This is a genomic window from Oceanimonas smirnovii ATCC BAA-899 (genome assembly GCF_000381965.1).
In the GTDB taxonomy this organism is placed as follows: domain Bacteria; phylum Pseudomonadota; class Gammaproteobacteria; order Enterobacterales; family Aeromonadaceae; genus Oceanimonas; species Oceanimonas smirnovii.
This window is the reverse complement of sequence record NZ_KB908462.1, coordinates 60,713-74,996: the sequence shown is the minus strand read 5'-3', so window position 1 is coordinate 74,996 and position 14,284 is coordinate 60,713. Positions and strand designations below refer to the sequence as shown.

General features: G+C 60.5%; 11 protein-coding genes and 1 riboswitch. Of the genes, 3 read left to right on the top strand and 8 right to left on the bottom strand.

Annotated elements, in window-relative coordinates; all coding sequences use genetic code 11:
* Positions 1–190 precede the first annotated feature (190 nt).
* Positions 191–287: riboswitch (TPP riboswitch) on the top strand.
* Positions 288–333: 46 nt separating this feature from the next.
* Positions 334–1,107, top strand: coding sequence for a 3-oxoacyl-ACP reductase (locus tag G364_RS0110755; RefSeq protein WP_019935156.1), 774 nt, complete (start codon positions 334–336; stop codon positions 1,105–1,107).
* Positions 1,107–2,420, top strand: coding sequence for an LLM class flavin-dependent oxidoreductase (locus tag G364_RS0110750; protein WP_019935155.1), 1,314 nt, complete (start codon positions 1,107–1,109; stop codon positions 2,418–2,420). Before G364_RS0110755 ends, G364_RS0110750 begins: the two co-directional genes overlap by 1 nt.
* Positions 2,421–2,538: 118 nt before the next feature.
* Here the strand turns inward: G364_RS0110750 and G364_RS0110745 are convergent, their stop codons facing one another.
* The 5 genes from G364_RS0110745 to G364_RS16500 all read right to left on the bottom strand — a co-directional run bounded on the left by G364_RS0110745 (position 2,539) and on the right by G364_RS16500 (position 10,360).
* Complete coding sequence (locus tag G364_RS0110745; RefSeq protein ID WP_019935154.1) at positions 2,539–3,267, bottom strand: ABC transporter permease; 729 nt, start codon at positions 3,265–3,267, stop codon at positions 2,539–2,541.
* Positions 3,264–4,202, bottom strand: a complete 939-nt coding sequence (locus G364_RS0110740) for an ABC transporter ATP-binding protein (RefSeq protein WP_019935153.1) — start codon at positions 4,200–4,202, stop codon at positions 3,264–3,266. Before G364_RS0110740 ends, G364_RS0110745 begins: the two co-directional genes overlap by 4 nt.
* Positions 4,199–5,302 (bottom strand): ABC transporter permease, encoded by a 1,104-nt coding sequence (locus G364_RS0110735; protein WP_019935152.1) that lies wholly within the window; start codon positions 5,300–5,302, stop codon positions 4,199–4,201. Before G364_RS0110735 ends, G364_RS0110740 begins: the two co-directional genes overlap by 4 nt.
* Before the next feature lie 85 nt (positions 5,303–5,387).
* Positions 5,388–6,299 (bottom strand): glycine betaine ABC transporter substrate-binding protein OsmF, encoded by a 912-nt coding sequence (gene osmF / locus G364_RS0110730; protein ID WP_019935151.1) that lies wholly within the window; start codon positions 6,297–6,299, stop codon positions 5,388–5,390.
* Between the two features lie 59 nt (positions 6,300–6,358).
* On the bottom strand, positions 6,359–10,360 hold the full coding sequence (locus tag G364_RS16500; protein WP_019935150.1) for a hypothetical protein: 4,002 nt from the start codon (positions 10,358–10,360) through the stop codon (positions 6,359–6,361).
* 215 nt (positions 10,361–10,575) lie between these two features.
* Between G364_RS16500 and sstT the strand changes: the two genes are divergently transcribed.
* Positions 10,576–11,796, top strand: a complete 1,221-nt coding sequence (sstT, locus tag G364_RS0110720) for a serine/threonine transporter SstT (RefSeq protein ID WP_019935149.1) — start codon at positions 10,576–10,578, stop codon at positions 11,794–11,796.
* Positions 11,797–11,867: 71 nt separating this feature from the next.
* On the opposite strand, the gene G364_RS0110715 is transcribed toward sstT, so the two are convergent.
* From G364_RS0110715 to G364_RS0110705, 3 genes are read right to left on the bottom strand one after another with little or no spacing between them, the layout of a single operon-like run.
* Positions 11,868–12,311 carry a universal stress protein gene (locus tag G364_RS0110715; RefSeq protein WP_026344851.1) on the bottom strand — a complete coding sequence of 148 codons (444 nt, stop codon included), beginning with the start codon at positions 12,309–12,311 and terminating at the stop codon, positions 11,868–11,870.
* Positions 12,312–12,320: 9 nt separating this feature from the next.
* On the bottom strand, positions 12,321–13,607 hold the full coding sequence (locus G364_RS0110710) for a TRAP transporter large permease (protein ID WP_026344850.1): 1,287 nt from the start codon (positions 13,605–13,607) through the stop codon (positions 12,321–12,323).
* Between the two features lie 11 nt (positions 13,608–13,618).
* Positions 13,619–14,215 carry a TRAP transporter small permease gene (locus G364_RS0110705; RefSeq protein ID WP_019935146.1) on the bottom strand — a complete coding sequence of 199 codons (597 nt, stop codon included), beginning with the start codon at positions 14,213–14,215 and terminating at the stop codon, positions 13,619–13,621.
* Positions 14,216–14,284 lie beyond the last annotated feature (69 nt).

Sequence of the window (14,284 nt, the reverse complement as noted above, 5' to 3'; positions counted from 1 at the left end):
ACGCTCGGCACATGCCGTCCATGGCATGTGACGGTCGGCTCCGGCAATCCCCGCTGCTGCTTCGAGCAGCATCGACGTTGTTAGCAAAGAAAATTCAACCAGCACCATACAGAACCTGCAAACCAACCTGAATTGCTTCCAGCTTCAAGCTGGCCGCTTCCAGCTTTCGTTGCGGGTATGTTATGGTTCGTGCCGAGACACGGGGTGTCCTGCTAAGCAGGGCTGAGATAACACCCGTTGAACCTGATCCAGTTCATACTGGCGAAGGGATGTCAGCCTGCCGGCCTGGTGCCTTTGCTGCCTTATGCCTTCGCCTCAGCTTCGAGGTAGAAAATGCAAACTTCCATTCCATTTAATGAACAACTGGTGCTGGTTACCGGCGGCGCCCGCGGCCTGGGCGAGCATCTGGTGCGCGCCTTTTTGCGCGAAGGTGCCAAAGTGGTGATCAACTACCTGAACAGCGCCGAGGCGGCACAAAAGCTGGCGGCCGAAGCGCCGGAGCAGACCCTGGCGGTGCAGGCCGATGTGACTGACGCCGCCGCCGTGCAGGCCATGTTTGACCAGGCCGAGGCCCATTTCGGCTGCCCGGTAACCACCGTCATCAACAACGCCCTGCCGGTGTTTTCTTTTAATGGTGATGCCCGGCCCCATGCCGAAGCGCTGACCTGGGAGCATTTGCACCAGCAGCTGGAAGGTATTGCCGGCGGTGCCTTAAACACCACCCGGGCGGCGCTGCCTGGCATGCGTAAAACCGGTTTTGGCCGCATCGTTAATGTGGGCACCAATCTGTTCCAGAACCCGGTGGTGCCTTACCACGACTACACCGCCGCCAAGGCCGCGCTGCTGTCGCTGACCCGCACCCTGTCGCAGGATCTGGGCCCGGACGGCATTACCGTCAACATGGTATCCGGCGGCCTGCTGCGCACTACCGATGCCTCTGCCGCTACTCCCGAGGAAGTGTTTGACTACATTGCCGCCAATACGCCGCTGCGCCGGGTGACCACGCCGGCGGAATTTGCCGACGCCACCCTGTTTTTTGCCTCGCCCTGGTCCCGCTCGGTCACCGGCCAGAATCTGGTGGTGGACGGCGGTCTGGTGAAAAACTGATGAGCATGAACGAACGCATGATGCACCTGAACCTGTTTCTGTTCGGGTGCGGCCACCACAGGGCCGCCTGGCGTCACCCCAATTCCGCGGTGGAGCAGCTGGGGGATATTCGCTATTACGAGCGTCTGGCGCAAACCGCCGAGCGCGGCAAGCTGGATGCGGTGTTCTTTGCCGACGGCCAGTCTACCGGCAATGTGGCGGACGGCAGCTACTGGTTTCTGGAGCCGCTGACCGCCATGGCGGCCATGAGCCGGGCCACGGACCGCATCGGTTTTATCAGCACTGTGTCGAGCACCTTTTTCACGCCCTTTCACGCTGCGCGCATGATGGCCTCGCTGGATCATATCTCCAACGGCCGCATGGGCTGGAACGTGGTCACCTCCATGTTTGACGTGGAAGCCCGCAACCACGGCTACGAGGCCATGCCCGCGCACGCCGAGCGTTACCGCCGGGCCGAGGAGTTTGTGGAGGCGGTGATCAAGCTGTGGGATTCCTGGGCTGCTGATGCGCTGGTGATGGATCGGGCCGGCCACTATGCCGACCCCGGCAAGGTGAACCCCATTCATCACAACGGCGAATTCTTTCTGGTGGACGGCCCGCTCAATGTGCCACGCCCGCCTCAGGGGCATCCGGTGCTGTTTCAGGCCGGCGCTTCAGAGCAGGGGCGCACTCTGGCGGCCCAGTGCGCCGAAGCCATTTACGCCGTGGCCTACGATCTGCCGGCGGCCCAGGACTACTACCGCGACATCAAGCGCCGGGTGAGAGCCGCGGGCCGCAGTGTGGATGTGCCCATCATGCCCGGGCTGGTGACCTATGTGGCCTCTACCGAGGCCGAGGCCAAAGCCAAGCAGCGGGAGCTGGATGAGCTGCTGCCCGCCGACGCCTCGCTGCGCCAGCTCGGCACCTATGTAGGGCAGGACTGCTCCGGCTGGGAGCTGGACGCCCCCGTGCCGGCACTGCCGTCTTTGGATGTGTTCACCGGCCCGAAAGGCCGCTACGCCACCGTGCTGCGCATTATTGAGACCGAGCAGCCCACGGTGCGCCAGCTGCTGGGCCGGCTCGCTGCGGGCGGCGGCCACTGCACCATGGTGGGCACGCCCGAGTCGGTTGCCGACCGCATGGAGCAGTGGTTTCGCAACGAGGGTGCCGACGGCTTTAACCTGATGCCGCCCTCATTGCCCGCCGGCATCGAGGACTTTGTGGATCAGGTGGTGCCCGAGCTGCAACGCCGCGGCCTGTTCCGCACCGAGTATGAAGGCTCTACTCTGCGGGAGCATCTGGGACTTCCCCCTGCGGGGAGCTGTCAGCCGTAAGCTTTCAGCTGTAAGTGGCGGGGGTTGTAGGCCGCGATTTATTCGCGGCAGCGGTGTCGCAGGTGAATGTATCTGCCCGGTGTAAAACCGGGCCTACAATTCCCCAGTCCCCGTATTCTCACCCGCCTGGCGGCGTCAGCCGTTGCTCAAGGCGGCGGAGCAAGGCGTCGAGCATCATGGCCATCAGCGCCACCATGATGCCGCCTTGCAGTACAAAGGCCAGGTTGTCGGTGAGCAGGCCGGCAATAATTACCTCGCCAAAACCCTTGGCCGCCACAGTCGAGCCGATGGTGGCGGTGCCTATGCTGATGATCAGCGAAATGCGAATGCCCGCCACCAGAGTGGGCAGGGCCAGAGGCAATTCCACCCGCCACAACCGTTGCAGGGGCGTCATGCCCATGCCTTTGGCCGCCTCGCGCACACTGGCGGGAATTTGCTGCAACCCGGTCACGGCATTTTCAAAAATCGGCAGCATGCCGTAGAGCAGCAGAGCCACCAGGGTGGGAGTAAGACCAAAGCCCAGCGCCGGTACCGCCAGCGCCAGCACCGCCACCGGCGGAAAGGTCTGGCCCAGATTGGCCAGGGCCCGGGCCAGCGGAAAAAAAGCCTTGCCCGAAGGCCGGGTCACGGCAATGGCGGCCCCCAGCGCCAGCAGGGTGGCGGCGGCAATGGCGACAAACACCGCCAGTACATGCCAGCCCAGCAGGTTGAGAAAACTGTCCCGGGCGTAAATGGCCGGCGCGGGGGCGTCCACCAGCAGACGAAACAGCGGCGTGAGTGCGTCCATGTTCAGGGTCAGCAGCGCCAGCAACAGCCCGGGGATCAGCCAGCCCAGCGCGCGGGTCATGCGCCGGCTCCTTGTTTCAGCAGCTGGCTCAGGGTGACTTCACCCACCGGCTGGCCGGCCTCATCCACCACCGTCAGCCGCTCTTCACCCTGCCAGAGCAGCTCGGCCATGGCGTCTTTCAGGCTGGTGGCCGCCGGCAGGGCGGTGCTGGCGGATCCTGTGAGCGGAGCCATGATATCGGCCAGGGTCTGAGTGGCCAGCAGCCGCAGGGATCTGTCCCGGCCGCCCACCAGACTTTGCACAAAGCCCGGTCTGGGGTGGCGCAGCAGGGCTTGTGGGCTGTCCATCTGTAAAATTTCGCCCTTGTCCATCACCGCTATCACGTCGGCCATTTTAATGGCCTCTTCCAGATCGTGAGTCACCATTATGATGGTAATGCCCAGCAGTTGCTGAATATGCAGCAGCTCGTCCTGCAGGTGCTCGCGGGTGAGCGGATCCAGCGCACCAAAGGGCTCGTCCATCAGCAGCAGCTCGGGGCGCGCCGCCAGTGCCCGGGCCACCCCCACCCGTTGCTGTTCGCCGCCGGATAATTGGTGCGGGTACTTGCCGGCAAAGGTGGCGGGGTCGAGCCGGAACAAACTGAGCAGCTCGCTGACCCGGGCATCGATGTCGGCTTTGCTCCAGCCCAGCAGCCGCGGCACTGTGGCGATGTTGCGGGCAATGGTCTGGTGCGGAAACAGCCCCACTCCCTGAATGGCGTAGCCAATGCGCCGGCGCAGCTGCTCGGCTGGGATGGTGGTGACCTTTTGCCCCTGAATAAAAATCTCGCCCTGGCTGGGCTCTATCAGCCGGTTCAGCATGCGCAGGGTAGTAGACTTGCCGCAGCCAGAGGTGCCGACCAATGCGCAGACCCGGCCGCTGTCCACGCGAAACGACAGCTCCTTTACCGCCGTCTGCCGGCCGAATTGTTTGCTCAGGTTTTTTACTTCAATCATGCACGAGTGCCTTGTTGCAGGGCGATCAGGGTATCGATCAGGATGGCGAACAAAAACGCCAGCAGCAGGGTGGGCAGGGCACCGAGGATCACCAGATCGGTGGCGGTCTGCCCCAGTCCCTGAAAGATATAGGTGCCATAGCCACCGCCGCCCACCAGTGCCGCCACCGCCACCAGACCGATATTGAGTGTGACCACTACCCGCAGGCCGCTCAGAATCACCGGCAATGCCAGCGGCAGCTCCACTTGCCACAAGCGCTGGCGGCGGCTCATGCCCATGGCGGTGGCCGCCTCGCGCACATGGGCATCGACCCGGTCAAAGCCCAGCGCCGTGTTGCTGACGATGGGCAGCAGTGAATACAGAAACAGGGCGATCACCGCCGGTGCCGCACCAATGCCGCGAATACCCAGCTCTCCCAGCCAGGGGTAAGCGGTGCTCAGCAGGCTTAACGGCACCATCAGCAGGCCAAACATGGCCAGGCTGGGAATGGTCTGCAAAATATTAAGTACCGGAAACAGTGCTGCCCTGAGCCTGTGCGAGCGGTGGCAGGCAATGCCTAACGGAATGCCCGCCAGCACCGCCGGAATAATGCTGCCCAGGGCCAGTTGCAGATGACGCAGCCCCTGCCGCCAGAAGTCGCTGCGGTTATGAAACTCTTTCAGTAACGACAACTGGTCACACAAGCCCGAAGCCAGCAGTGCCACCACAGCTGCGGTAAGGATGGTCACCAGTGCCAGCCGGGCGGCAGGTCCGAGTTTCAGCCGCAGGGCGGTGTCGGTCACCAGCAGGCACAGCCAGAACAGTCCCAGCCAAAAGCCGGCACCCAGGGAAACCCGGGCCAGGGGGCCGGCATGTTCCAGCAGGGCGGTAGCGGTGTGCCCGGCGGTATACAGCAGCAGCGGCAGGGCGGTGGCAGTGAGTGCCAGTCGCAGGAGCAGGGCACGGTTAGCCAGACAAAGCGGCAGCAATAACAGTGGCCAGAGGCCGGTGAGGCCGGCGGAACTGAGCAGGCTCAGGGATTCGCCGGGCAAAATACGGTTGGGTTGCAGGCCGACAAAGGGCAGCGCCAGCAGGCTGAGTACCAGCGCTGTTGCCAGCAAGCCGCCGACCTTGTCGGGTTTTAATGATAAAGGAATGGGTCACTCCCCGAAGTCAATTTTTGGTTATGTATTGCAGGCGCAATCATCAGTCCTGGCTCAGCCCGGCCAGATAGTCGGCGGCCACGGCTTCGGCGCTTTCGCCGCCAATGGCGATGCGGCTGTTAAGGGTCTGCAGGGAGGTTACATTCAGCGACTGAAACACCGGCTCCAGAATGCCGGCGATCTCCGGGTGTGCCTTGAGCACACTTTCCCGCACTATGGGGGCGGGGGCGTAAACCGGCTGCACGCCCTTGTCGTCGTCCATGACTACCAGACCCACAGAGGCAATGGCACCGTCAGTGCCGTACACCATGGCGGCGTTGGTATCGTCGGTTTGCAGGGCGGCGGCCTTGATGGTGGCAGCGGTGTTGCCACCGGAAAGCACCAGCAGCTGGCTGTCACTCAGCTCAAAGCCATAGGTCTGCTGAAAGGCGGGCAGCACGGCGGGGCTGGACACAAACTCGGCGGACGCCGCCAGCTTGATCTCGCCGCCTTCACTGACATAGCGGCCAAAGTCCGACATGGTAGCCAGATTGTTGGCCTCGGCAATGTCCTGACGCAGGGCAATGGCCCAGGTGTTGTTGGCGTTGGCCGGGGTCAGCCACACCAGCTGATGGGCATCAAAGTCCAGTTGTTTGGCCAGGGCGTAGCCCTGTTCAAAGTCCTTCCAGGCGTCGCTGTCTTCTTTCTGATGAAAAAAGGCGGCATTGCCGGTGTATTCCGGATAAATATCCACTTCGCCGGCAATAATGGCTTTGCGTAGTATGGGGGTGCCGCCCAGCTGGCTGCGGTTTTCCACTTCAAGGCCGGCATTGTTCAGGGCCTGATAAATCAGATTGCCAAGCAGGCCGCCTTCGGTATCGATTTTTGACGATACTACTATGGGGTCGGCTGCCATGGCCGGCAGCGCCAGAGTGGCAGTCAGGGTAAAAACGGCGGAAGCCAGCAGCTTTTTCATCAAAATCATCCTTATTCGGCGAAATTCAGCATCTTTTCTGTTTGCAAGAGTACCCCAAGCTAGATCTCATCTGAACCCTGCTCCGGCTTTTTTGGGGTTTTCCACGGCGTTTTGTTAGCTCGCCTGAAGAATTCCAGCGGTCGCCACAACCCGTGGCTTGCAAAGCATTCCCAGCCCCAGCGCAGCCAGCCCAGCAGAGCAAAGGCCAGCCACAATGCCCACAGCAGCATCAGCAGCCGGTATACCAGCAACGGCACCGACAGCATCCAGCCGGTGGGCAGGGTGGCTGCGCTGCGATCCTGATACCAGTTAAGCCGGTTACCCCAGGAGCCGTTGCCGGCAATCTGCATATCGGGCAGGCCCAGCAGTCCTTGCTGAATGGCGGCAAACAGATAGCTAAGCGCCACCAGGGTCAGTAATACCAGGCCAATTTGCGCCAGATTGAACCAGCCGCCGGCCTGCTGATGCTGCCAGCGTGCCCGCAGGCCCAGTGCCAGCAGCCAGAGTACTACAGTGGCGGCCATCCACAGCGGCACCTGAGTCAGCCCCAGCCCCAGCAGCAGCCAGTGATAAAAACGCAGCGGCGTGAACGGCAGCCGGGCCAGCCCCGCCGCCAGCAAGGCGGTGATGGCCAGCAGGCTCCAGAACAGCACTGCCGGCCCCAGCCGAGGGCCACCGGTAAACAGCACCCAGCGATCCTGCCCCGGCACCAGCTCGATGCGGTGGTTCACGCTGGGGCTGTTGAGATTCACTTGAAGAGTAGTGAACACAGGGCCGATGCCTGCCGGCTGCCGCCAGTGAATGCGGGCGGTTTGTGTGCCCGGCGTTAATGGCAGGGTAAGGGTGCGTTCACTCAGGCGCAGTGGCAGGGTACGGCCATTTATTTCCACCCTCTGCAGCTCGGCGCTTTCAGGCAGTTGCAGCGCATGGCGGCCACCCTGGCTGCTGCGCAGGATCAGTTCAAGGTGTGCATCGGTGGCATGCTTGCCGGGCTGCACCTTCAGGCTGCTGGCATCTATGGTCAGAGTCTGGCCGGGTACCGTGGCCGGCCGGGAAATGGCAAGGGTCAGTTGCTCGCCGGGCCAGGGCCGCCATTCGGGCAGAGCGCCGCCTTGCGGGTGTACCGGAGCCAGCCCGTCGCTGTTCACATGCCAGATGGGGCTGGCGTCCAGCCGCCAGGTCTCACTCCAGTCTTGCGTGTTTGTCGCTGTCAGCACCAGCGAGTCGGTGCGTGCCAGTGCCGACTGCCAGCTGAGCTGGCGCTGGCCCGAAGCCAGACTGATCAGAGCCTTGCCGTTTTCCACCTTAATGCCGTCGGTAAGCACCGACTCACCGGGCAGCAAGGGAATGGCAAGACGCAGGGTTTGATCCACATTGGTCTGGCGCACCAGCTGATTTTCTATCCGCCAGTCCAGCCCCAGCTGCAGAGTGCGGGTCAATTCGGCAAAGTTCGGCAGTACGCCGGGTTTTAATGCGGAGCCTTCGGGTTTGCCATCGGCGGTCAGTCGTGTGAGTTGCAGCCGGCCTTCGGGGACGCCGTTTTCATTCACGCCCTGCAGCCTCCAGCCATTCAGTCGGGCGTTCACCCGTTTGGGCGGCATGGGCAGGGACAGTTGCAGCTGACTTTGGGCTGGCAAGGGGCCACTCATCTCAATACGATGAATACCCGCCGGTAATGGCAAGTGCAGCACGCCCTCGCCATTGCGCCACAGTCCGCTGGCGGCAGTGCTGTTCAGCTGCACCTGCTTTGGCTGCCAGCGGCCCGGCAGGGGCACTGCCATAGGGGTTTGAGTATGTATGTTCAGCGTTAATATCAGGGTATCCGGCTCGGCAATAAGGGTTAAATCAGTAGCAAGCGCACACTCGGGCAGACAGTCGGGCGGGGCCTGCAGCCGGGTTTTCAGCTCCGCCAGCAGCTCGGGTGAAGGAAAGTCGGCCTTTGCGCCGGGGGCAGCCAGCAGCAGGGGCAGCATCAGCAGCGTGAGCGGCCAGCTCCACAGCTTTTGTTGCAAATACAGGCTCTTGCCACCTTGAAGGCTAAAGCCCGCCATGCGCAGCACCAGCAGGCACAACAGTACTACCCGCAGCAGGTTCAGGCCGGCATTCACCTTGGGCGACAGCAAGAATAAATGCAGCTGTTGCTCGGGCGTGACCGGGCCATTCCATTCAAATTCCAGGGTGCGCCAGTGCCAGTCCGGCAACCCCGGGCCTGTTTGTACTTGCGCATTCGGATCCAGCCGGGGCAGAGCATCAGGTGCGCCGGAGGCAGACAGTATGTTATCTTTCATGGCTTCAGCCCTGGCCTCCAGCTCGGCGCTGGCCTGGCGCGGGCTGCCGGTTACAGGGGCGGGCATCACCGCTCCCGGCCTTGCCAGTTGCGGATAAAGGGCAGTGCGTACTTCATCCACCATAAAAGGGATGGTGAGCAAAGTAAGTACTAACAATGCCAGCAGCCGGTAGCCTGCGACCCAGGTTCGCAGCCGGTTGGCGGGCAGCACACGCAACAGAGCCGCTGCTGCCAGCAGATGCAGCCAGATCCAGCGTGGCGGCCCCAGTCCGGAAGCCTGATGCCAGATAAGCCCGAGTGTCACCAGCGTAAGCATGCCCCAGTGCCAGCCCCACAGCCGCAATGCCGCCACGGCGGCGATCAGCACCAGAAATAAATCCAGCAGGGTCCAGCGTTGCAGCCAGGTGTGGGGGCGGTTGTCCATGCCAAAGGCGGCCAGCAGGCTCCAGCCCGGTGGCAGGTTCAGTCGGCTGCTGACATTATCTGTGGTGACATTCCAGCCCGACACCGGCAGGCTGCCAATATGGTTTGTCTGCCGGCTGTCGGCCACCAGTTCAACCGGGCCGGGGCGCAGCTCTATGCCGGGTTGACTGTTATTCAGCTGAGTAACCGGCCGGGGCTCGCCGTTCACGGTAATCCGCCCCGGGCTCAGCGAGCTGGTAAGGCGAATGCTGTGGCTCAGGTTGCCACTCAGAGTGTCGTTAACGGTGTAGCCACCCCCGTTAAAATCGAGCCACAGCTCCCGCCGCAGGCTGAGAGGACTTTGTGACGGGCCCGGATCGCCCCGGCGCAGCTCGGTAAATGCCATAGTGGTGCCCGGCGTCATATAAAAAGCAGGCAAAGACTGCCAGTGGGCAGGCAGACCGCTCTGGCCGGCATCCACGGCGTTGGGGCCATTGATTTCCATCACTCTGAGTTGCGGAAAAGCCTGCACTACCCAGACTTCTTCTTTAGGCCAGGGGGTGGGAGTGGCAGGCAGCGACAGGGCCTCGGCCGGCCCGGTATGACGGCTGATCAGCTGCAGCTGCCAGTTGCCAGGGCGTATCTGCAGCCGCAGACGACCGTCGGGCATCAGCCGGGCCGGCAGGGGGCTGTTCAGCGCCAGCGGTATCTGATCTTCAAGCAGCACAGGTCCCAGCTGCAGCTCCCTGGGCTCGCCGGCCACTTTCAGCTCAATGTGAGTATTCACCTGCAGGGGGATGTCGTCGGCAATATGACGATAGACAGTCATGTTCAGGGTATTGGCTGCGGGGGTCTGAGCCTGGTTGCGCCGGCCGGGCCACAGCCGGCCCTGTTTATCCAGCTCAGGCTCAGCCACAGGCTGGCCGTTTACACTCAGTGCCAGCAGTCCTGTGCCCGGGGCGAGCTGCAGGCTGACCGGCATGCTGGCCCATTGCCAGACACCGTTGATGCGGTGCTCTCCTGCTGGTAAAGACAGCACCGGCTTGCCGTCGCGCTCCCCCAGCAAGGCAGGCACGCCGTTTACCATTACTTGCTGTGGCCAGTGCTCACGGTTGCCGGGCAGAGGTATATCGGCGTCATCATACAGTTCCCAGCTTTGCTCAAAACGCCCTTCCTTGTCATTTAATGCGAGGTTCAGCTGCCCGGGCCAGGCGCACTGACGCTGAGTGCTTTGCCGGTACAGCAGCGGGCAGCGGCTTTGGCTGCTGCCCTGCAACACCCAGCCGGTCCAGGGCTGCAAGGGTTCCGGCACCTGCTCCGCACGGGAGAGAATGGGCAATAAAAACAGCAACAGGGAAAGAATGAGGCGCATAACAGTCCTTGTAAGGCTGCGCAAAAAGTGTGCTTAAAGCCTAGCAGCGAATTGAGACCGGGAGCCTTTCGGCTATTTTTATGGCGATTTGTGAGTAAAAATTTGTGTATGACCTTACAAAAAACCGACCTTATGCTTTTTAGCTGGATTTTTCTGCTATAAAGTTGCCTTGTCTTCAGTGTATGAGATGGATTTTTCGCCATCAAAGGATGAATATGAACCAAACCCAACCCCTTATGCTGCGCATGATTTATGGCGGCAGCCTGGTAACCCGAATTTTGATTGGTATTGTAGCCGGCACTCTGCTGGCGGTACTGGCTCCCGGGGCAGCCGAGTCCGCTGGCTTACTGGGCAGTCTGTTTGTAGGCGCGCTCAAGGCGGTAGCACCTGTGCTGGTGTTTGTGCTGGTAATGTCGTCCATCGCCAACCATAAAAAAGGTGAGCAGACCAGCATCAAGCCGATTCTGTATCTTTATTTGCTGGGTACCTTTGCCGCGGCACTCACGGCCGTGCTGCTGAGCTTTGCTTTTCCTACCGAGCTGGTGCTGGCCAGCCACGGCGGTGAGGCCTCGCCGCCGGAAGGCATTGGCGAAGTGCTGCAGTCCCTGGTATTCAACATTGTTGATAACCCGGTGAATGCCCTGCTGACCGGCAACTTCATTGGTGTGCTGGCCTGGGCTGTTGGCCTGGGGCTGGCGTTTCATCATGCCGGCGACAGCACTAAAACCCTGCTGGCTGATCTGTCTATGGGCGTGTCTGCCATTGTGAAGTTTGTGATCCGGCTGGCTCCCATCGGTATTTTTGGTCTGGTGGCCAACACCATTGCCAGCACCGGATTTGATGCGCTCTGGGGTTATGCCCAGCTGCTGGCAGTATTACTGGGTGCCATGCTGATCATCGCGCTGGTGGTGAACCCGCTGCTGGTATACCTGAAAATCCGTCGCAACCCCTATCCGCTGGTGCTGCAGTGCCTGCGCGAAAGCGGTGTGACCGCTTTCTTTACCCGCAGCTCTGCTGCCAACATTCCGGTCAACATGGAGCTGTGCAAAAAGCTCAAATTACATGAAGACACCTATTCCGTGTCCATTCCCCTGGGAGCCACCATCAATATGGGCGGTGCCGCCATTACCATTACCGTGCTCACTCTGGCGGCGGTGCACACACTGGGTATTGAAGTAGACATGATGACCGCCCTGCTGCTGAGCGTGGTAGCGTCTGTGTCTGCCTGCGGTGCTTCCGGTGTGGCCGGCGGCTCTCTGCTGCTTATTCCGCTGGCCTGCAGTCTGTTTGGCATTCCCAACGACATTGCCATGCAGGTAGTGGCCGTGGGCTTTATTATTGGTGTGCTGCAAGACTCTGCTGAAACCGGCCTGAACAGCTCCACTGACGTGCTGTTTACCGCCGCGGCCTGCATGGCCGACGAGAATAAAAAGTAATTTGCAAAGCCCCCTGTAAGCAAAAGGCCGGCGAGCACTGCTCACCGGCCTTTTTTATTGCTGGGTTATTTTCACACCACCAGTACCGGACATTTAGCGGCACTGGTCACTCGGTGGGATACACTGCCCAGCAGCATGCCGTCCTTGTCGCTGTGGGTACCGCGGGTGCCCACCACTATCAGGTCGGCTTCTTTTTCTTTGGCAAATTTTACAATCACCTTGGAAGGGCGGCCACCGCGCACAAAGCCGCGCAGGTGAGTGGCCCCTTTGCCAAGGGCGTGGGCCTTGGCAAAGTTGACCACTTCCTTGGCATATTCCGTCAGTACTTTGTCGGGAATATCCATTTCTGCCGGCCGGCCAATGGACAGACTGGCTTCAAACAGGCTGTGGTGCTTGTAGACACAAATCAGATATATCTCGGCCTCGGGCAGCAGCTGCTGCAGCTGCACCGCCTTGTCTACGGCTTTGAGTGCGGTATCGGAGCCGTCTACGGCCACGACTATTCGTTTGAACACATTGCCTCCTTAGTCCGCAAAGGCCAGATCCCGGAAGTACAGCGCGATCTCGGGAAAGGCGATAATCAGCGCCGCTGCCGCCACCAGCATAAAGATAAAGGGCGGCGTACCTCTGATCACTTCCATGTACGGGCGTTTGAAAATAGCGATGGCGGTAAAAATATCACAGCCAAAGGGCGGCGTGGCCGAGCCGATGGCCACCTGCAGGGTGATCAGCACGCCCACCAGTACCGGATCCAGGCCGGTAGACTGAATGGCCGGCGCAAAAATGGGCGTGAGCACCAGAATGACCACTATCGGATCCACAAACATGCAGGCAATAAAGAAGGCCACACAAATGGCAATCAGCACACCTACCGGGCCGGCTTCATTAACTCCCACCGACTCCAGTATGGTTTGCGGCACCTGGGCAAACGACAATATCCAGGAAAACCCGTTGCCTACCGCCACCAGAATAAACACCACAGCGGTGATGAGACCAGTGGATTTGGCAATGCGATAAATATCCGGCAGCTTGAGCGAACGGAACACCACAAACTCCAGCAGAAAGGCATAAAGCACGCACACGGCCGCAGCCTCGGTGGGGCTGAAAATACCGCCGTAAATCCCGCCCACAATAATCACCGGAAAGAACAGCGGCCACAATGCCTGGCGCACTGCCACCCCCCGCTCACGCCAGCTGGCCTTGGGCTCGGTGGGCACCTTGTTCTTGTGGGCGTAATACAGGCAGTAGAGCGAGAACATAAACAGGATCAACAGGCCCGGGCCTATACCAGCAATAAACAGCTCGGCAATAGAGGTTTCCGATATAACGCCATAAATAATCATGCCGATGCTTGGCGGGATCAAAAAGGCGATATCACTGGCGTTGATGATCAGTGCCAGGGTAAAGGGATCGGAATAGCCGGCGCGCAGCATTTTGGGCCGCAGTGGCGAGCCCACTGCCACCACAGTGGCCTGCGTAGAACCGGAAACGGCCCCGAACAGAGTACAGGAAGTAGCGGTACTGATGGCCAGCCCGCCCTTGATATGCCCGATAAAGGCCATGACCATATTGATCAGCCGGTCGGCAGAATGACCCCGGGTCATAATATCGGCGGCCAGAATAAACATGGGCACCGCAATCAGCGAGGCCGGGCGAATGCCGCCCATCATCTGCTGAATAAAGGTGCCCATCTGGCCAAAGCCGTCGAACATCATTACAAAGCCAACCACAGCAGCGGTGATCAGCGGAATCATCATGGGAAAGCCCAGCAGCAGCAGGCCAATCATGATCGACATTAACAGTGTTGCCATGAAATCAGCCCTTATACTTCGGTTTCGGTGTCGTCATAGCCGTCCAGCACACCGGTAGACAGATATACGCCCCGGCTGGTGATGTTTTTAACGGCGGTAAGAAAATACTGAATGCCGGTAATGGCAAAGCCCACCGGCACCCACAGATAAATCCACCAGATCTCAAAGCCCAGCGCCGGCAAAATGCGGCCCCGGCTGTACAGGGTGTCGATATAGCCGTAAGCGTGATAGCACAAAAAGAACATAACGGCGGAGGTAAACAGGGAGATCAGCACCATCAGCGCTTTACGCCATTTCACCGATAGCGAGTCATACAGGGCCGACATACGAATATGGCGGCCATGGCGGGCGGCATAGCCCAGGCCGGCAAAGGTAATGAGGATAATAAGAATGCGGTTGATTTCGCCCGAGAAGAAAAAACCTTCACCAAACACAAAGCGGGCGATCACGTTGGTGCAGGTGTTAATGGCCATCAGCAGCACACCGGCGGCCAGCATAACGGCTTCAATACGTGCTATACCCTCGTCTATCCAGCCCAGTATACCGGGCAGGCCGGAGGTATAACCGGCAGTATCGTCTTCCACAGCTTCTTGGTTTTTGTCAGACATTGCGTACTCCTTGACCAGATGAAAGAGCCGGCCAGGGTAAAAGAGAAGGGGCGCCAGGCGCCCCGTTCA